The organism is Sphaerisporangium rhizosphaerae, assembly GCF_042665155.1.
In the GTDB taxonomy this organism is placed as follows: Bacteria; Actinomycetota; Actinomycetes; order Streptosporangiales; family Streptosporangiaceae; genus Sphaerisporangium; species Sphaerisporangium rhizosphaerae.
Genome location: NZ_JBHTCG010000032.1, coordinates 55,518 through 73,324 on the forward strand (window position 1 = coordinate 55,518; position 17,807 = coordinate 73,324).

At 69.0% G+C, this 17,807-nt stretch carries 13 protein-coding genes and 1 pseudogene; 4 read left to right on the forward strand and 10 right to left on the reverse strand.

Going from position 1 to position 17,807, the window contains the following annotated elements:
* Positions 1–164 precede the first annotated feature (164 nt).
* Together ACFQSB_RS32420 and ACFQSB_RS32425 are read right to left on the reverse strand one after the other, a co-directional pair.
* Entirely contained in the window at positions 165–1,016 is an 852-nt protein-coding gene (locus ACFQSB_RS32420; RefSeq protein ID WP_380830650.1) for an alpha/beta fold hydrolase, read from the reverse strand.
* Positions 1,017–1,163: 147 nt separating this feature from the next.
* Positions 1,164–2,018, reverse strand: a complete 855-nt coding sequence (locus ACFQSB_RS32425) for an alpha/beta hydrolase (protein ID WP_380830651.1) — start codon at positions 2,016–2,018, stop codon at positions 1,164–1,166.
* A gap of 656 nt (positions 2,019–2,674) precedes the next feature.
* Between ACFQSB_RS32425 and ACFQSB_RS32430 the strand changes: the two genes are divergently transcribed.
* Positions 2,675–3,505, forward strand: a complete 831-nt coding sequence (locus tag ACFQSB_RS32430) for an SDR family NAD(P)-dependent oxidoreductase (RefSeq protein ID WP_380830652.1) — start codon at positions 2,675–2,677, stop codon at positions 3,503–3,505.
* Positions 3,506–3,639: 134 nt separating this feature from the next.
* On the opposite strand, the gene ACFQSB_RS32435 is transcribed toward ACFQSB_RS32430, so the two are convergent.
* The gene (locus ACFQSB_RS32435; RefSeq protein ID WP_380830653.1) at positions 3,640–6,429 is read right to left on the reverse strand and encodes an ATP-binding protein; all 2,790 of its coding nucleotides are present in this window, start codon (positions 6,427–6,429) and stop codon (positions 3,640–3,642) included.
* 306 nt (positions 6,430–6,735) lie between these two features.
* Between ACFQSB_RS32435 and ACFQSB_RS32440 the strand changes: the two are divergent.
* Positions 6,736–6,834, forward strand: a pseudogene (locus ACFQSB_RS32440) (IS5/IS1182 family transposase); the annotation flags it as partial.
* Positions 6,835–7,786: 952 nt separating this feature from the next.
* A complete protein-coding gene (locus tag ACFQSB_RS32445; RefSeq protein WP_380830655.1) occupies positions 7,787–8,623 on the forward strand; it encodes a permease-like cell division protein FtsX in 837 nt (278 codons plus the stop codon).
* A gap of 202 nt (positions 8,624–8,825) precedes the next feature.
* On the opposite strand, the gene ACFQSB_RS32450 is transcribed toward ACFQSB_RS32445, so the two are convergent.
* The 4 genes from ACFQSB_RS32450 to ACFQSB_RS32465 all read right to left on the reverse strand — a co-directional run bounded on the left by ACFQSB_RS32450 (position 8,826) and on the right by ACFQSB_RS32465 (position 12,105).
* The gene (locus ACFQSB_RS32450) at positions 8,826–9,491 is read right to left on the reverse strand and encodes a nitroreductase (RefSeq protein WP_380830656.1); all 666 of its coding nucleotides are present in this window, start codon (positions 9,489–9,491) and stop codon (positions 8,826–8,828) included.
* Between the two features lie 522 nt (positions 9,492–10,013).
* Positions 10,014–10,535 carry an HIT family protein gene (locus ACFQSB_RS32455; RefSeq protein WP_380830657.1) on the reverse strand — a complete coding sequence of 174 codons (522 nt, stop codon included), beginning with the start codon at positions 10,533–10,535 and terminating at the stop codon, positions 10,014–10,016.
* Positions 10,532–11,689, reverse strand: coding sequence for an acyl-CoA dehydrogenase family protein (locus ACFQSB_RS32460; protein WP_354839501.1), 1,158 nt, complete (start codon positions 11,687–11,689; stop codon positions 10,532–10,534). Before ACFQSB_RS32460 ends, ACFQSB_RS32455 begins: the two co-directional genes overlap by 4 nt.
* A gap of 68 nt (positions 11,690–11,757) precedes the next feature.
* The gene (locus tag ACFQSB_RS32465) at positions 11,758–12,105 is read right to left on the reverse strand and encodes a DUF5335 family protein (protein ID WP_380830659.1); all 348 of its coding nucleotides are present in this window, start codon (positions 12,103–12,105) and stop codon (positions 11,758–11,760) included.
* Positions 12,106–12,170: 65 nt separating this feature from the next.
* Between ACFQSB_RS32465 and ACFQSB_RS32470 the strand changes: the two genes are divergently transcribed.
* Complete coding sequence (locus ACFQSB_RS32470; protein WP_380830660.1) at positions 12,171–13,379, forward strand: MalY/PatB family protein; 1,209 nt, start codon at positions 12,171–12,173, stop codon at positions 13,377–13,379.
* 3 nt (positions 13,380–13,382) lie between these two features.
* Here the strand turns inward: ACFQSB_RS32470 and ACFQSB_RS32475 are convergent, their stop codons facing one another.
* The 3 genes from ACFQSB_RS32475 to ACFQSB_RS32485 all read right to left on the reverse strand — a co-directional run bounded on the left by ACFQSB_RS32475 (position 13,383) and on the right by ACFQSB_RS32485 (position 17,548).
* Entirely contained in the window at positions 13,383–13,679 is a 297-nt protein-coding gene (locus ACFQSB_RS32475; protein ID WP_380830661.1) for a DUF6247 family protein, read from the reverse strand.
* A gap of 11 nt (positions 13,680–13,690) precedes the next feature.
* Positions 13,691–14,629 (reverse strand): diacylglycerol/lipid kinase family protein, encoded by a 939-nt coding sequence (locus ACFQSB_RS32480; protein ID WP_354839489.1) that lies wholly within the window; start codon positions 14,627–14,629, stop codon positions 13,691–13,693.
* A gap of 147 nt (positions 14,630–14,776) precedes the next feature.
* The gene (locus tag ACFQSB_RS32485; RefSeq protein ID WP_380830662.1) at positions 14,777–17,548 is read right to left on the reverse strand and encodes an immune inhibitor A domain-containing protein; all 2,772 of its coding nucleotides are present in this window, start codon (positions 17,546–17,548) and stop codon (positions 14,777–14,779) included.
* Positions 17,549–17,807: the final 259 nt, after the last annotated feature.

The window sequence follows — 17,807 nt, forward strand, 5'->3', positions numbered from 1 at the left end:
GCGGAGTGGCCGGGTGGGTCATCTCGCTGTACCTCCGGACGTGATCGATCGGTCGGTGTCGAATGGCGCCGCCGGGCGGCCCCGCTGTTCCCCGCGGGACGACCGATGTGTCGGTCGGCGGGGTGTGCCGGAACGCCCGGTGATGCCGTGGCTGGTGCTTGTTGTCAACGGGTGGTCGCGGTGGCCTGTTCGATGAGGTTGGTGACGATCTCCGGGTTGGTCACCTGTGCGGCGTGGGGGGTGCCGGCCTTGACGGTGTGGGCGTGGGCTCGGGCGGCCATGAAGCGCTCGGCCGCCGGAGGAATCAGGTGGTCGTCGTTGGAGACGAGATACCAGGAGGGGATGGTCTTCCACGCGGGCGGGCCAGACGGTTCATCGAGGGTATGCGGGGCGGCGGGGCTCTGTGTGGCGGCGAGCTCCGCGGCGGTCTTGTCGCTGAGGCGGTTACTCAGGAACAGGTCCCGGTATTCATCCGCCTTAGCATACAAGTCGACTCCGGCGGTGCCGTCGGCCAGGGTGAAGGGGACGGGGGTGAGGGCGGTGGGGATTTGGGCCTTGGGGTCGTTGGTGATGTGGGTGCCGGGGAACTTCGCGGTCAGGTCCGCGGCGCTCTCGCCATCGTCCGGGGCGAAGGCCGAGATGTAGACCAGGGCCTTGACGTTGGTGTCGTCCGTGGCGGCGTTGGTGATGACGGATCCGCCGTAGGAGTGGCCGACCAGGACGACGGGGCCCTTGATGGTCTTGAGGTAGGAAGCCAGATAGGCCGAGTCGTCGGAGAGGCTGCGCAGACCTGTGGGAGGGGCGGCGACCGGATATCCCTTGGACTGCAGGCGCTTGACCACGCCGCTCCAGCCGGCCGAGTCGGACCAGGCTCCGTTCACGAGGACCACGGTCGGTTTCGGGGCCGAGGCCGTCTGGTGGGAGGATGCGGCCGACGCGAGGGTGGTCACGCCGCCGGCGAGGGCGACCCCGGTCGCACAGGCGATGGCGACGCGGAAAGTACGACGGTTGAGCACGGGTTTCTCCTTGTGTGATGGATCATCGCTTGTTGAGCGCGGACATGCTTGTCCGCGGGAACGCACGGCGGTGGAGATGGATCAGTGGACCGCCCCCGCACCTGGAGGTGGCGTTGTGCCGGGCTGTGGATGGCGGGCCGTCTGCGGTCACACTCGGGCGGGAATGTGCTCCTCGGCCCAGTTCAGTGCGTAGTCGGCGACTTCCTGCCAGCCGTCCTGGCCGATGATGAAGTGCGAGCGCCCGGGGAATTCCTGGTAGTCCGTGATGGCGGGGGACTTGCGGTAGAGGCGCCAGTTGGCCTTGTTCACCTTGGGCGGGACGATGTGGTCGGCCTGTCCCGCGATGAACAGGAGCGGGGCCCGGCGGCGGTTGCGGAAGTTGATTCGAGTGGCGGCTCGGGGGTTGAAGTTGGCGAACGCCCCCTGGAAGAGGACGCGGGCCGAGCCGGGGACGGCGTACCGCTCGTAGTGGGCGGCGGACTGGCTCTCGGTGAGGGTGTTGGTGACGGCGTAGTGGAACTGCCGCGGCGTCAGCGGGATCGCCTTGTTCCTGTTGGCGGGGTTTCCCAGGACCGGCCAGGCCGACTTGAGGGTCGACAGCGGCAGGGGGAGCACACCCTTGACGGCTGCCGAGTCGATGGCGACGCCGACACCGCCCAGGCCGCGGTCGAGCAGGATCTGCACGACGGCGCCGCCGAACGAGTGGCCCATGATGATCGGCGGGCGATCCAGATCGCGGATGACGCCCTCGTAGCGGTCGACCACCTCGCGAAGGCCGACTCCCGCGATGCCCGTGGGGTCGCGCCGAAGCTCCTCCACCTCGCGGTCCAGCCCCGGCCAGGCGGGGGTGATGACTCTGTACCCTCGAGCCTCGTAGTGGTGCTTCCACCCTTCCCAGCTGCGCGGATTCACCCAGAGGCCGTGGATGAGCACGATCGTGCCGGCCTCGTCGGCGTAGGACTCACTAATGAGAACCCTCCAATGTAAGAACGTTCTGTTCACTTGAATCGGGCGGACCGATCGGTGGAGACAGTGGCGCGTGGGAGACCCGCGTCCCACCCGCCATCCAGCGGAAAGGAACCTGGAGTCGAAGACCGCTGCTCACCGCACGCGAAGCCGGACCGTCGCTCCCCGCGATCCGCCCCCGATGCACGTCGAGCACGCATCCTGCGGCGCTTCTTCAGAGTGTCGCCAGACGCGCCCGGTCCGCATCCGTCGAATGGCCACCTGAGATCTGCGCCATCGCGCCGCGCTGACGGTCATTTCACCAGCCCGCTGGTGTCCCTCCAGGTCAGACCCACATAACGCGGGCTTCGGAGGCGACCCGCTCCGGCATTCGCCCATGTCGGGCCGGCTGATGACCATGTACGCGGGACGCCGTACCCACCACGACCGTCAAAGTAAGTGCGCTGCCGGCGCCCAGCGGCCGAGGCCGGAACCTCAGGTGCCGAGCGGCACTTACGCGGCCCTGCCGCGGGCGGCATGAACCGCGGTCTCGCGCGCAGTCATTTGACCGAGGCGACCCGATCCCACAGCACCGACACTGGCCACGTGGTCAGGTACGCCGTTGTACCTGTCGAGTGGGACCTCACTTCCTGCGTCGAGCGAACAGCCGGGCAGGAGACAGAGCGCCCCCATCCGCTGAGGAGAGGAGCGTGATGTCGAAGATCGTTCTTGTCACCGGGGCTTCCAGCGGTCTCGGGGCGGCGACCGCGCAGGCATTGGCCGGCGCCGGTCACACCGCCTACGCCGGAATCGGGCCCGCCTCCGGCCGTCCGCCCGAGGACATCGCCGAACTGGACGGGTACGCCCGCGCGCAGGGCGCGCTGCGTCCCGTCGCACTTGATATCGCCGATCAGCGCTCGGTCTCCGCCGCGGTCAGGGATATCACGGCGGAAGCCGGCCGAATCGACGTGGTGATCCACACCATGGGACCTGTACCCCGGGGGCCCGTCGAGTCCTTCACTCCCTACCAGTTGGCGCAGATCTACGACGCGCATGTGCTGTCCACCCAGCGGGTGAACCGTGCGGTGCTGCCGCAGATGCGCGAGCGCCGGGACGGCCTGCTGGTCTGGGTCGTATCCTCCGGCCACCGTGCCGATGCGGCTCCCTACCTCGCCCTGCACTCCGAAGCCGTCACGCTGATCGACCATCTCGCGGCGAGCTATGCCAAAGAGCTGACCGGCTTCGGGATAGAGACCTCGATCGTCGTTTCCGGCTCGCTCATGCCTGACACCGGCCGGCACCTGCGCCTGGTCTATCCGGATGACGCCGAGACCGCCGAGGCGTATGAGGGCCGGTATCCCGGCCTGGTCGACCGCGTGGACGTGACCCTGGCGGAGCGGGCCGGCACCGACGCGGACGTCGCCCAGACGGCCAAGGCCATCGCGGCCGTGGTGGACGGACCGAAGGGCGGCCGTCCGCTGCGGGTCGCCGCCGGTCCACCCGGCGACGGGCCAGGGACCGGCAGCGCGGGCAGCGGCGGTTAGCCGGACGGGAGTGCACCGGGACTGACGCCGCCGCCCAAAGGACCCCTCCTGGACGCTTGTTCCGCTTCCGCTTCCGCTTGGGCGGAAGCGGAACAAGCCCACTGGTCGATCGTGGGCGTGCTGGTGCGGTGGTGTCATTCGTCCAAGGCCGAAAGCGCGTCGCGGAGCGCGGCTCGTGAGGTGATCCCAAGCTTGGGAAAGATCTGGTAGAGGTGCGCGCCGACGGTCCGGTGCGAGAGAAAGAGCCGCTCGGCGATCTGCTTGTTGCTCAGGCCGGACGCGGCCAGATCCGCAACCTCCCGCTCCTGCGGCGTGAGCACCGTGTCACCCGCGGCGGCGGTTCTCGGCGCGACCCAGCCGGTGGCACGCAGTTCCTTGGACGCGCGCTCCGTCCAGGGACGGGCGCTGAGCAGGGTGAAGGCGTCGTACGCCAGGCTCAGCGGCCCTCTGGAGTCCGCGTTCGCCCGTGCTCGTCGGAGCCTTTCGCCGTAGGCGAGTCGCACCCGGGCCAGATCGAACGGCCACCGCTCGACGCCCGGCACGGCCAGCGCCGTGTCGAAGAGGCGTACCGCGTCCTCATCTTCGGCGGCACACAGCGCCGCCGAGCCGCCGGCGAGAAGGGCGAGCCGTGGGGAGAGCGCCGCGATCCCGGTCTCCTGTATGGCGCGCACATGGGCGGCCGCCTCCGCTTGGCGGTTGGTGCGGACCGCGGCTTCGACGAGGTCCATCGCCACCCATAGGGCGTGCGGGACGTGGGAGGCGAAAGTGCCGGCGGGGCTGATCGCCGTCGCGTGCTGGTAGGCGCTTTCGAAGTCGCCGCGTCCGAGATCCGCGATGGTGCGTACGTGCCAGGCGTAGTGCAGCGCTGTCCCGACTCCCCGAGGCGTCGCCCACCGGGTGATCTGGTCGGTGAGGAGGCCGGCCGTGTCGTCGTCCCCGCGGGCGGCGGCGATGACGGCTCGGCAGTACCAGAAGTACCAGGTGAAGAACCGGTAGCCGGAGTCCTCGCACAGCTGGAGTCCTTCGTCGGCCAGATCCGCACACTCGTCCCACCTGCCGGTCAGGTAGTCGTCCAGGCACAGGTGCATCAGCGCGCCGAGGTGTCGGCGCGCCGGGCCGCCGTCCCGTCCCTGGAGGACGACTTTCCAGGAGGGCCCGCGAAGGTCTGCCAGCCGGTCGAGGTAGAGCGACGCGGTGCCGATTCGGACGATACGGCCGGGGTCGGTCTCCTCGGGAAGTTCGCTGAGGACGGTCTGCAGCTGTTCCAGTGCCGCGACTCCCGTACGTGCCGGGTCGGAGAAGGTCTTGCCGGCCACGGACAGCAGGGCGGGCGGCTCCGGTCGCAGGGAGGCGACCGCGGTGTAGAAGGGCACCCACAGCTCTGCGCGGCCGCTGAAGAAACACAGGAGCAGCAGCAGGTGGACCGCGTCGATGAGGGCGTTGTCCTTGGCGTCGTACCCGTGTGTGCCGGACTCGATGGCGCCCACCAGCAGGCGGTGAGCGGCGTCGATGTCTCCGTCACCGTTGATGATCAGGTAGACGGCGGCGGAAGCGGAGCGCAGGGAGCCCGTCAGGTCCGGGTCCGCCCGGCGGGCGTTCTCGAGCAGCTCCGACGCGCCGCGCAGTTCCCCGGTCGCGTCGGCGCCGATGTAGGCGGCCTCCGCCAGTCGGCGGGCACGGTCCGAACCACGGGGGCTCAGATCGGCGGCCCGTACCAACGCCGCCACCGCCCCGACGGCGTCTCCGCGCGCCGCGATGCGATGCGCGGCCTGTTCCAGCAGGACGGCCACCTGCTCGTCCGGCTCGACGGACGCCTCTCCGAGATGCCAGGCCCGGCGCTCGGGCTGATGCACCAGTACGTGGGCCAGGGCACGATGGGCCGCGCGGCGCTCGGCACTGGTGCAGGCGTCCACGACCGCCGAGCGGATCAAGGGGTGGCGGAAGACGAGCCGCCGGGTGCCCTCGTCGAAGTTCACCAACTGGTCCTGCTCGGCAGGCGCCAGGTCATCGAGATCGACGTCGTGGCCGCCCTGCCGCGCCGCTGCCTGCAGGACCCCGAGGTCACCGGTCCCGTCCATCGTCGCGAGCAACAGCAGACGCCGCGCGGCAGCAGGGAGGCTGGAGACCCGGGAGACGAACAGTGCTTGCAGCCGCTGGCTGAGCGGCAGCACCGCGGGAAGCTTCTCCAGCGCCACGCGCTGCTGCCCGCTCAGCGCCGTCGGCAACTCGAGCAGAGCCAGCGGGTTCCCCTCGGCCGCGGCCAGCAGTCGCTGACGCACCCGCTCGGCGAGGTTCGGGAAGTGTGCGTCGAGCAGGGCCCTCGACGACTTCCCGTCCAGCGGCGGCACCTCGTATTCAGGTAGCCCGCCGCGGTTGAAGAAGGTCTCACTCCCCGAGCGCATGGCGCCGAGAAAGCCGACGCGGCTGCCGTCGAGCCTGCGCGCGACGAAGCCCAGCACGGCAGCGCTGGCCCGGTCCACCCAGGGCAGGTCGTCGATGATGAGAAGCAGCGGCTCCGCGGCGGCCACCTGACGCAGAAGCATCAAGGTCGCGCTCGACACGACAAGCCGGTCCGGTGGTGGTCCGCTGCCGAAGCCCAGCGCGACACGCAAGGCTTCACTGTGGGCGCTGTCGAGATCGCCGAACGCCTCGGAGAGGGGGAAAAGGAGCTGGTTCAGTCCGGAGTAGCTCACGTCGGCCTCGAACTCGACTCCGGCGGCACGCAGGACACGCGTTCCGGTTAGGGACGCGGCTTCCGCCGCGGCATTGAGCAGGACCGTCTTGCCCACTCCCGCCTGCCCCGACAGCAGGAGCGCCCCACCACGATCGGTGGCGGCAAGGAAGTCGCATATGCGTTCCACTTGCTTGGCGCGCCCCACCAGGGCACCGGCGGCGTCGTATTCAAAAAGGTCGTTGTAACCCACCGGGTCACGCTCCCCTCAACCGTCTACGCCGAGCCGGGGATTGCATCGAACCCCGCATTCTTTGAAACCTGAATCACAAGGAGGCGGTCATGCTATCTCTCGGCCATCACACGGCAGAAAATCTTTCACTGGATGAAAACCCACGCCCGTTGGACGCCGGAGTGCAGCAGAATTGACCTATGAGCGGCCAAGGTCGTTCCGGGATCGGCCACCGCCTGGCACTACATCCACGAGGCCACCATGCTGCCCTCCCGTCGCGCTACAAGCCTGGACCAGACATCACAGGCCCCCGAACGCGCCGACTACGCCTTCGTCATACTCGACGGAACGCTCATCCCGATCGACCGGGTGGCCGCCGACCTGTCGTACCACTCCGGCAAGAACCGGATGCACGGCATGAACATCCTTCGGCTACGCGAAGCAGGATGGAAAAGCTCACTATGGGCTACACAAGTCAGGCATGTCATTTCTGGTTTTCGAGCATAACCAGTAATTAAGGTCTATGCGTGTGCTTCTTTCGATCCCGCCGCTCACATAATCGACGAGAAAAGCCGATGAATAGCCGCTCGCCTCACCTGGACGGGACAGCTGCAGAACCAGTTCGGCGCGTACTTGAATCGGCGAGTCCTCAGGCGAGCAGACCTGTGTGACCTCCCGAACCCCTTGGGGCAGGCCCTTGCGCTGGATGGTGATTGACTCGCCGCTTCCGATGGTGTCGTCATTCGAAGATCCATCGTGAGGGAGGAGGGTGTAAGCGTCAAGGCGCATTCCGCGGGGGTGCTCCAAACGTACGGCCCTCACGGTGACCGTTCCAGGCTTGTCCAGGCACAGACGTAGCCCTCCATACAAGTAGGGCGCACCTGGCTTGCTGACGGTCATGCCCTCACCGGTCATGATCCCTCCACCTGGCCCTCGAAGTTCAGGGCTCCCCGGAGCCGTGTCCGCACGACCAGATGCCACGATCAGCGCGATGCACGCCAGGGCCATGCGTCCCCTTGCCATACCTGGCAACTCCTACTCTGCGGTCGAGACTCCAGCGGTGATCAACTCTTCACTCACGCGCTTCGGCCCCCTGAAGGCGCACAAGCTCTAGGAGAGCCTCTCAACCTCGGCGAATAGCATCAACCGAACGGCCAGAACTGGAAAATATAGCTTTCCCACTCTCCATCGATGTCGTGAGGAAAGTGGCCGGGTGGGACGAGTGGCTTTCGATGCCCTCTGACGTGCCATTTCAGGCTCGGAGCCCATTCCTCTGGCCGGCCGGCTAACGGCGCGGGCACTCGAACGCTCACTTACTCGCCGGCTCATGAGATCAGATGAATTGACCCTGTTCGGTTCGCCCGGCACAGTCGTGCGCATGCCCCTCGAGGAAGTCCCAGACGATCCGGGCGCACGCCGGAGGCGGCCGGTCGTAGTGGCCATCGTGATGGTCCTGCTCGCCGGTCTCGGCGTGGGTGCGTGGGTCCTTCGCCGCACAGAGGCCGGGCCTCTGCCGCCACCCGACGCCCCGTGGCCGACGACGGGGGAAGCGTCGGTGTTTCTGTGCGGGAGTGGCAGCGCGCAGGACAACTGCGACGGGCGTGCGATCATGGCCGCGCAGCGCCTGATGGTCGAACGCACCCTCCGGGGCCTGCCCGAGGTGTCCGCCGTGCGGTTCCAATCGCGCGCGGAGACGCTCAAAGACTTCAAGAAAGCCTGGGCCCTGAGCGCCACGGCCCGCGAGGCATTCCGCGAATCCGACATGCCTGAATCATTCGTGGTGGACCTCACCTCGACCGGAGATTTCCTGCGGAAGGTGGAGACGCTGCCTGGAGTCTCGAACGTCTATGTGCGCGGGACGAGCTTCTGGGCCGGCAAGGCCGATGTGGCGATCCGGCTCTGCCCGCGGACCGCTCCGGGGAAGAATTCGCCGTGCCTCGGGCGGGGCGAGGCCAGCGCGGCCGAGAAGGCCACCATCTACCAGACCCTTCGCGACCTCGACGGTATCGGGGCGATCTACCTGGAGGATCGTAGGCACGCCACGAAGGACGCATTCTGGGCCATGTTCGCTCGGTCGCCGGATGACACAAAGCTCTTCGCGTACATTCCGGAGTCCTACCACCTGGTACTCGACGGTCCAGGAGCCGTCGACCGCGTCAGGCGCGCAGTCAGTGGGCTCCCCGGTGTGAACAACATCGAGCAAGAACTCTCCTGACCGGAGACCACCGGCTGGCTCGCCGCCCTCGCCCGGCAGGTCATACCGGCCGTCCCTGTCGCCACTGACCAGGCATCAGCACAGCCGCGCCGGTTCCTGCCCCTGCGCGGACCACTCGTGTCCCTCCGATCCGGCGGAGCGCGGCTCACGGGAACCACACGGGGCATTAGGGCCTGTCCCGTGGATCTTGACCGCCTGACGGTCACGCTCCGATGAAGCTCACCGTTTCCGCCAGTTCCGCGCGCTCGGTACGCAGCCGTGGCACGTCTTCCTTCTCGAACCCCACCGAGACACCGCAGAACAGCGCGAGCCTGTCATCGGCTCCGACTATGCGGCTGACGGTCTTGCGATACATCGTCCACATCACCTGGGGACAGCTGTGCAGCCCTTCCGCCCTCAGCAACAGCATGACCGTCTGTAGGTACATCCCCGCGTCCCCCCACTGCCCGGGTCCCATCGTCCGGTCGAGGTAGCAGAACACCACAACCGGCGCCCCGAACGCCGCCGAGTTCAAGGTGGCGATCTTCATCGGCCTGTCGGGGTCGTCGCGCTCGATTCCGAGCGCTTTGTACCGCTGGGCAGCAGCGGCGGAAAAGCGGTCCAGATACGGCGAGGTCAGTTCTGCCGGGTACATCGGATACTCCCGCTCATCGCCCGGGTCTCCTGCCAATGCCCTGGCCGTCGCGTGCTTCTTGAGCTCAGCCAACGGCTCACCGGCCACAACGTACAGATGCCACGGTTGGAGGTTCCCGCTCGACGGAGCCCGCGTCGCTGCGGTCAGCACTCGTTCGAGTACTTCCTTGGGCACGGGCTCATCGCTGAACGCCCGCACAGCCCGGCGACTGTCCACGGCTTCATACACATCCACGTCTTCTCGTCCCCTCCCCCATCGACGACCACCTCTCTTCCGTCCAGGGAGTGTCGTCATAGAACCGGACTGGACTGATCTACACCAAACACCGCTGAAGATCCATGGGGCACGTCCCAGGGGCCGGCTTCGAAGGCCCGAACCCGGCGCATGAAGATCGTTGAGTCGTGTCAGGTGAGTAGGCTGACCGCGGTTGCCCTGTGATGGTGGAGGAGACGTTGATGACCGCCGACCCAACGCTGACCCGGATCGGCCAGGCGGTGAGCGAGTGCTACCGCAAGCTGGGCGACCTCGACCGCGCCCGTGAACCTTCCAGCAGGCCCGGGCCGGAATGGGCGCCCTCGGCGACGACGGGTACGGGCAACTCATCAGAGGCGGCCTGGAGCGGCCGGCCGAGCAATTGGGTGAGACCGTCTGATCCCCGGTCTCCGCGCGCGTGGTCGAGCCCGGGCGAAGCCCGAAAAATACAGTCCGAGCGGAGCGAGGCCCATTTTCGGGCGGGGACGGTGCCCGCGTGGGGCGTTAGGGGGTGAATTCGAGGGCCTCGCGGAGGCGGGTGGCGTAGGTGGCGGCTTCGGCGTCGTCTTCGTATTTGACTCTGGGCCAGAAGAAGCCGCGCAGGCCGTCCTTCTTGTGGCGGGGGACGACGTGGGTGTGCAGGTGGGGGACGCTCTGGCTGATGCGGTTGTTCATGGCGACGAAGCTGCCGGCCGCGCCCAGGCCCTTCTCCACGGCCAGGGAGACCGCCTGGACCCGGGCGAAGTACGGTCCGAGGGCCTCCCCCGGCAGGTCGCCGAGGGTCTCGACGTGCTCTTTGGGGATGACGAGGACGTGGCCCTTGAACACCGGCCGGGCGTCGAGGAAGGCGACGGCGACCTCGTCGGCGAGGACGAGGTGGGCGGGCAGCTCCCCCTTGGCGATACGGCAGAACAGGCAGTCCCCGGCGGCCTGCGGGGCAGCGGCCCCGGCGCTCTCCGTGGCAGCGGCCCCGGCGGTCTCCGTGGCGGCGGCCCCGGCGGTCTGCGGGGCGGCGGGGGGCGTCACCAGCCGACCTTCGCGGCGCCGGACAGCAGTGCGCGGGCGATGACCATGCGCTGCACGTCGTTGGTCCCTTCGCCGATGGCCATGAGCGGGGCGTCGCGGTAAAGGCGTTCCACCACGAACTCCTGAGAGTAGCCGTAGCCGCCGTGGATGCGCATGGACTCCATCGTGGCGCGCAGCGCGACCTCCGAGGCGAAGTACTTGGCCATCGCCGCCTCGGCGTTGACCGCGCCGGCCTGTGAGCGGTCGGCCGCCCAGTAGGTGAGCAGCCGGGCGGCCTGGATCTCGGTGGCCAGGTCGGCGAGTTTGAGCTGGACGGCCTGGAAGCCGGAGATGGGCTGCCCGAAGGCGTGGCGCTCCCGGGAGTAGTTCAGGGCCGCCTCGTAGGCGCACTGGGCGACCCCGACGGCGCGGGCGGCGATGTTGATCCTGCCGAGTTCCAGCGCGGACAGCACCTGTTGCATGCCGCGTCCCTCGATCCCGCCGAGCAGGGCCGAGGCGGGCACCCGGACGCCGTCGAAGACCACCTCGCAGGTCTCGGTGCCCTTGTAACCGAGTTTGGGCAGGTCGCGGCTGACGGTGAACCCGCGGTCGGCGTCGACGAGCAGCACCGACATGCCCTTGTGCGGCGGCTCGGCGATGGAGGTCTTCACCAGGACGGGGAGGGGGTCGGCGTGGCGGGCGTTGGTGATCCAGGTCTTGGTGCCGTCGATGACGTACTCGTCGCCGTCGCGGACGGCGCGGGTCTGGATGCCCTGCAGGTCGGTGCCGGCGCCGGGCTCGGTGAGGGCGATGCCGGTGCGGCGGGCGCCGGTGGCCAGGTCGGGCAGGTAGGCGGCCCGCTGCTCGTCGGTGCCGTACCGGGCGATCATCCAGGCCGACAGCGTGTGGGAGCCGAGGACGCCGGCCACGCCCATCCAGCCTCGGGCGATCTCCTCGAAGACCAGGGCGAAGGACACCCGGTCGAGGTCGAGGCCGCCGTACTCCTCGGGGACGGTGACGCCGAACAGGCCGAGCCGCCGGAATCCCTCGACGATCTCCTCGGGGTAGCGTCCTTCGCGTTCCCATTCGGAGGCGACGGGGATGATCTCCTGGTCGACGAACTCGCGCAGGGTGCGCCGGAACATGCGCTGATCCTCGTTCAGCTCGAAGTCCATGCGGGCGTCCGATCTTGGCAGGGGGCCGGTCCCGGCCATTCCAGCACGCCCGCGCCTCCGTGCGAAGCTCAGGTCGCTCGCGAGGCGAGCCGCGGGCGGCGCAGCGTCACGATCGTCTGGGCGCCCTCCGCGTCGACGACGTCGAAGGCCCGCACGGAGCCCTGCTGCACGGTGTCCGCCATGATCTGGCGCGGGTGGGGGACGGCGTGCCGGGTCACCGTGTCTCCGCTGGGCCCGCCGAGGCCGACCGCGAACTCGTCGTCCTTGGGGTCGTACTCCAGGTAGGCCAGCGGCGACCGCTCGGCCTCGATCAGGTCGCCGAGGTCCCTGCTGACCACTTCGACGGTGACACCCGATCGGGTAGGAGATGGGCGATCACCCCCGGACCGCCAAGGGGACAGATCATGTGCTATCACCTCAATGACGGATGAAACCGGGTCTCGTGGGGATGAGCCTGGTACACCCTCCCGAAAGGATCACCTTGATCGGCACCGGCCACGGCCCCGGCGGGCCCCTCTCCGCGCTCGGCCTCGGCGAGCTGCGCGAACGTCACAGCGCCAAGTGGCGGGAGTACCCGCCGGAGGTGCTGCCGATGTGGGTCGCGGAGATGGACACCCCGCTCGCCGAGCCGATCGCCGCCGCGCTGCGCGAGGCCGTGGCCCGCGGCGACACCGGGTACGCGGTGGCGTGCGGCCTGCCGGAGGCCTTCGCCGCGTTCGCCGCCCGCCGTTTCGGCTGGCACACCGACCCGGCGGCGATCCGCCTGGTGCCGGACGTGATGGCGGGGATCATCGAGGTGCTCCACCTGGTGACCGCCCCGGGCGACCGGGTGGTGGTCAACACCCCGGCCTACCCGCCGTACTTCTACTGGCTGCCGCGCATCGGCCGTGAGGTCGTGCAGAGCCCGCTCGCGCTCGGCCCGGACGGCTACCGGCTGGACCTCGCGGCGCTGGAGCGCGACTTCGCCGCCGGCGCCGCCGCGTTCCTGCTGTGCAACCCGCACAACCCCACCGGGCTGGTGCTCACCGAGGAAGAACTGCGCGCCGTCGCCGCGCTTGCCAGCCGGTACGGGGTGCGGGTGGTCTCCGACGAGATCCACGCCCCGCTGGTCTACGCGGGCGCGCGGCACGTGCCGTTCCCGTCGCTGGACGACCCCGCGGCGGCCCGGTCGGTCGCGCTGGTGTCGGCGTCCAAGGCGTGGAACCTGGCCGGGCTGAAGGCGGCGCTGGCCGTCCCGGGGCCGGAGGCCCGCCGCGACCTCGCCGCCATCGCCGCCGAGGTCAGCGAGAGCTCGGGGATGTTCGGCGTGCTGGCCTCCGAGGCGGCCTTCACCGCGGGCGAGCCGTGGCTGGATGCGCTGATGGCCGGGCTGAACGCCAACCGCGCCCTGCTGGGCGACCTGCTCGCCGAACGACTGCCCGGAGTGGGGTACCAGCCGCCGCAGGCGACCTACCTGGCGTGGCTGGACCTGCGGGCGCTCGGACTCGGCGACGACCCGGCCGAATGGTTCCTGCGCCGCGGCTCGGTGGCCCTGTACTCGGGCCTGAAGTTCGGCGCGCCGGGACGCGGCTTCGCCCGGTTCAACTTCGCCACCCCACCCGACCTCCTCACCGACGCGATCGCCCGCATGGCCTCCTCCCTGGACGGCCGCGCCCGCACCCCCCGCCCCACCGCCCTCGACGCCCTCTGAACTTCACGAGACCGTCCGCCGCCACTCGGCATAGCCGGTGAACATCTCTGTGCGGCCTTGGAGGGCGTCTTCGACCGCCTCCTCGTAGCCGGGACGGGCGTAGGCGATCGCTCGCAGCCGCCATTGGCGCAGCAGCGTCCGCACCCGCTTGAACCCGGCCGGGTCGTACGCGACGTCCAGAGCCTCGTCATACTCCGACCGGAACTGGGCGCGATGCGACGACGGAAGCGCTTCGAAGATCGCGGCAGGGTCCTCCCCAGGATCACGGCGCGCGACAGGTTCCAGAGGCGGAGCGGTCATGCCGACCATTCTCAGGTGTCGATGAAGCCGGGGGGGACCATGACGCGGAGGCCGTTGGGGATGGCCTTGATGGTGAGGGGGGTGCGGAGCAGGACCTCGCCGTCCACGTCGGCGGCGAGGGGGGGCTCGGTCTCCAGCAGCATCTCGGTGCCGGTGACGAACGGGCCGCCCGCCAGGCTGCGCCAGCGGCCCCCGGCGGCGCGCACCAGGGTCTCGGCGAGCAGCCGCAGCCGCTTGCCAGAACCGAGCTGGTAGGCGACCAGGCGGCGGTTGTCGATGCTGATGTCGCGGGCGATCTGCCAGCCGCCGTGGTAGCGCCCGTTGGCGATGTTGAGCTGGTGGGTCAGCAGCTCGTGGCGGCGGCCGTCCACGGTGATGTAGGCGCGGAACGGCTCGTGCCGGGGCAGGACGGTGAGCGCGGTGAGCGGGTAGGCCGCGCGGCCGAGCATCCGCTTGAGCCACGGCCTGACCGTGCCCGCCACCTCGACCGACACCCCGAAGCTCGCCAGGTTGGCGAACGGCTGGTCGCCCGCCATGCCGAGGTCGATGTCGGCGACCTTGCCCCGGCTGAACACCCTGACCGCCATGGCCAGGTCGAGGGGCAGGCCGAGGCTGCGGGCGAAGTTGTTGGTGGTGCCGAGCGGGAGCACCCCGAGGGCGACGTCCCGGTGGGCGACGTGCTTGACCGCCGAGCTGAGCGTGCCGTCGCCGCCGCCGACCACGAGCAGGTCGGGCTGGAGGTCCAGGGCCTCGTCCAGGATCTGCGGCAGCCGCGAGGGGTCCATGACGGCGTAGGTGCGCAGCGGCCGGAAGCCGTCGGCCTGCATCAGCCGCAGCGCCTCGAAGTAGCGGTGGCGGCCCCGGCGGGACCGGGTGTTCACCACAAGGACCACTCTGCGCAGATCGCGGATCGCCCTGGTGTGTTCCGCCTTGGTCCGCAGCTCGCTCACCGATCACCCGTCCCGTAGTTTCCGTCCGGGACATGCTATGCGGGCGGGGAAAACGAACGGGACGGGCGCGGCGAGGCCGCGCCCGTCCCGGGTGGCGGCGGCCGGCTCGCGGGCCGGCCGCCGCTCTATATGGTCATCCGTGCCGATCTACTTCTTCGGCGCGGTGAACTGGGCGATCACGCCCAGGTTGCCCGGCAGCGGCGCGATCAGCTTGACCTGCGCGCCGAGCTGCTTGCCCTCGTCGCCGGGGTTGCCGGTGCCGAGGGTGAAGCCGTTGACGGTCTCGCCGTAGAGGTCCTTGGCGGGGGTGCCGTCGGCGTTGACGATCCGCACCGAGTACGGCTGGTCGCCCTTGGAGGGGACGACCACCGATCCGTCGCGGAAGCGGTAGTACAGGCCGTCCTCGCGGGACTCCAGACCGGGGTACCAGCCCTTGGCGTCGGTGAAGGCCTTCACCGGCTCCTGGGGCTTGAACGAGGTGCACGCCTCGACGAACGGCGCCGACTCCAGGCACTCCTTGAAGGAGTAGGTCTTGTTGAAGCCGAACGCCGCGTTGGAGGCCTGCGGGCGGGAGGGGATGTTCTTGGTCACGCTCGGGTCGACCTCGGCGGCCTTCCCGGTGCGGCGCAGCGGGTCGAAGTGCGAGTCGACCAGCAGCAGCTGGCCCTTGGCGCCGGCCGACGGCAGCGACCAGATGTTGGACGCCGCGTTGTTGTAGCCGAGCGAGGTGTCACGCAGCCAGACCAGCATGCCCGGGGCGTTGTAGGGGACCTTCTCGACCTTCCAGGCGCCGTCGCGGTTCCAGGTGGTGTCGTAGGTGTAGCTGAGGCCCTTGTCGAAGCCGTCCAGGTTGCGCCACTCGGCCAGGTAGTACTGGGCGCTCTTGAGGGCTCCGGAGTGCTGGGTCCAGCCGGCGCCGGTGGTGTCGACGAAGGTGCCGACGGTGGCGGTCCAGCCGTTGGCGCCCTGCTCGACGTCGTCGCTCCACACGGTGGTGGCGCCGCTGGTGATCGACAGGTCGTCGACGAACCAGCCGCGCTCCTCGGCGGCGGCGTCGGTGGCGTAGCGCAGGCGCAGCTTGACGCTCTTGCCGGCGAACGGCGCGAGGTCGGCGTAGTAGTGCTGCCAGCCGCCGGAGTCGCCGGTCAGGCCGTACTTCTTGTTGCCGTAGTCCTTCATGCGCTTGTTGGGGTCGGCGTAGTCGTCCCCGGTGGAGACGAGCGAGCCGTCCTCGCCGTAGATCTTCTGCTCGGACCAGGTGGTGCCGCCGTCGGTGGAGACCTCGACGAAGCCGTAGTCCCAGTCCTGCTCGATGGTGTAGTCGTTCCAGAAGCGGAACTTGGTGTCGGTGCCCGCGGGGACGGTCACGTCGCGGGTGATCCGCACGTCGGCCCAGTCCTGGTCGTTGCCCGACCACCACACCTTGCTGCCGCTGTGCGGGGTGGTGAGGACCACGTCCTTGTCGGGCAGGTTGAGCCGGACGCCGTCCTCGGTGAGCTTCGGCGTGCGCGACGACTGCCCGACGGTGAGCAGCTTGGTGCCGTCACCGGGGTTGAGCACCTTGGGGTTGGCCCAGCCCAGGACCCACTTGTCCCACAGGCCCATGTGGATGGGCATCGACTGGAAGATCGGCCCGGAGTGCGAGCCGGTGGACATCAGGTCCCAGAACTCCACGTCGCTGTCGCCGGCGCCGGTGGCGTCGTACAGGTCCGGCAGGCCCAGGTCGTGGCCGTACTCGTGGGCGAACACGCCGACGCCGGAGTCCTCCGGCTGCACGATGTAGTTCGAGATCTTGATGCTGGTGCCGGGGATGGTGTAGCCGCCGGGGATCGCGCTGGAGTGCGCCCAGATCGCGAAGGTGCCCTGCGCGCCGCCGCCGCCGGACTTGTCCTCACCGGCGTGCACGAGCACGAGGTGGTCGATGACGCCGTCCGGCTCGTTGTAGTTGCCGTCGCCGTCGGCGTCGGAGGTGTCTTCCTTGTCGTAGTCGGCCCACGGGAAGCTCGGGTTCTGCTGCGCCAGGATGTTCACCGCGTCGACGCCCATCTGGGCGGTGCCGCGCGGGTTGTCCGGGTGGCCGGAGCTGTCCTGGATGGCGGCGCCGCAGGCGCCCGCGCCGTACCAGGCCTCGGAGTGCGGGACCTTGATCCAGCCCAGGGCCTCACCGGTGACGGTGTAGGCGCCCTTGGACATCTCCTCGTACATGTTCTTCATGGTGTAGCCGGAGATGTCGATGCCCGGCTTGCCGTCGCGAGGGTCCTTCAGGTCCGTGCGGACCCGCTGGGTGATGCCCTTGCTGGAGTAGAGCATGTTGTTGTAGTGGGCGTTGTTGAAGTCCTTCACCCACATGGAGTTGTTGTCCTTGCCGCCGCCGGCTGCGGTGGCGGGGTTCGGGATGGTGTTGTGCAGCGGCCCGTTCACCTTGGTTCCGGCCGGCTCGGTGACGCAGACGTCCGGCTCGTCGGTGCTCTTGGGGTGGCTGAAACCCGAGAAGTCGTCGTTGGCGTTCTCGTTGAACTCGACCAGAAGGGTGAGCAGTTTGGCCTGCTGGGTGACCTTGGCCTTCTTGTACAGGAACTCGAAGGGGTTCTTGCCGGTGCGGACGGCCGTGTGCTCGCGCTTGGTGAGCTCACGGGCGGCGACCGGGTTGCCCAGGGAGAACTTGTGGTCGATCTCCTCGGCGGTGGGCACGTCGCGGCGCCGCTTGGCCGCTCCGGTGTCCACCTTCTCCTCCGCCTTCGAGGCGCTCTCGCTCTGAACCCTCGGGGGCGCGTAGTTGATGTAGTAGTCGCTCGCGCTGGGCTTATATTTGGCGACCGAGGTGTCACCGGGCGCCGCGGCACCCGTGACCGCGAGGCCCGCCGCCGCCAGCCCGAGAACCGGCAGCGCGGCGACGAGACGCCTGACTCTGCGTGACAACGAGGTTTCCTCCTCCGCCCGGGGTGTCCGGGCGACGTCAAGGCGTGCCGTGAATGGACACGCCAACGGTGGAGATCTGCGGCGCTTAGCCAACGAACGCCCCAGATTCGGCAAAGCGGACGTTAGACGAAAAGGTAAAGGAGTAGTAAAGCCGACAGCGGATGTTGCGAAATCGTCATCCTGGCGAGTCCGATCCGATTGCGGTTTCCGAGGGTTCCGCCCCGGTCCTGTCGCGGTTTCCGGGCATCCGGCCCCTCGG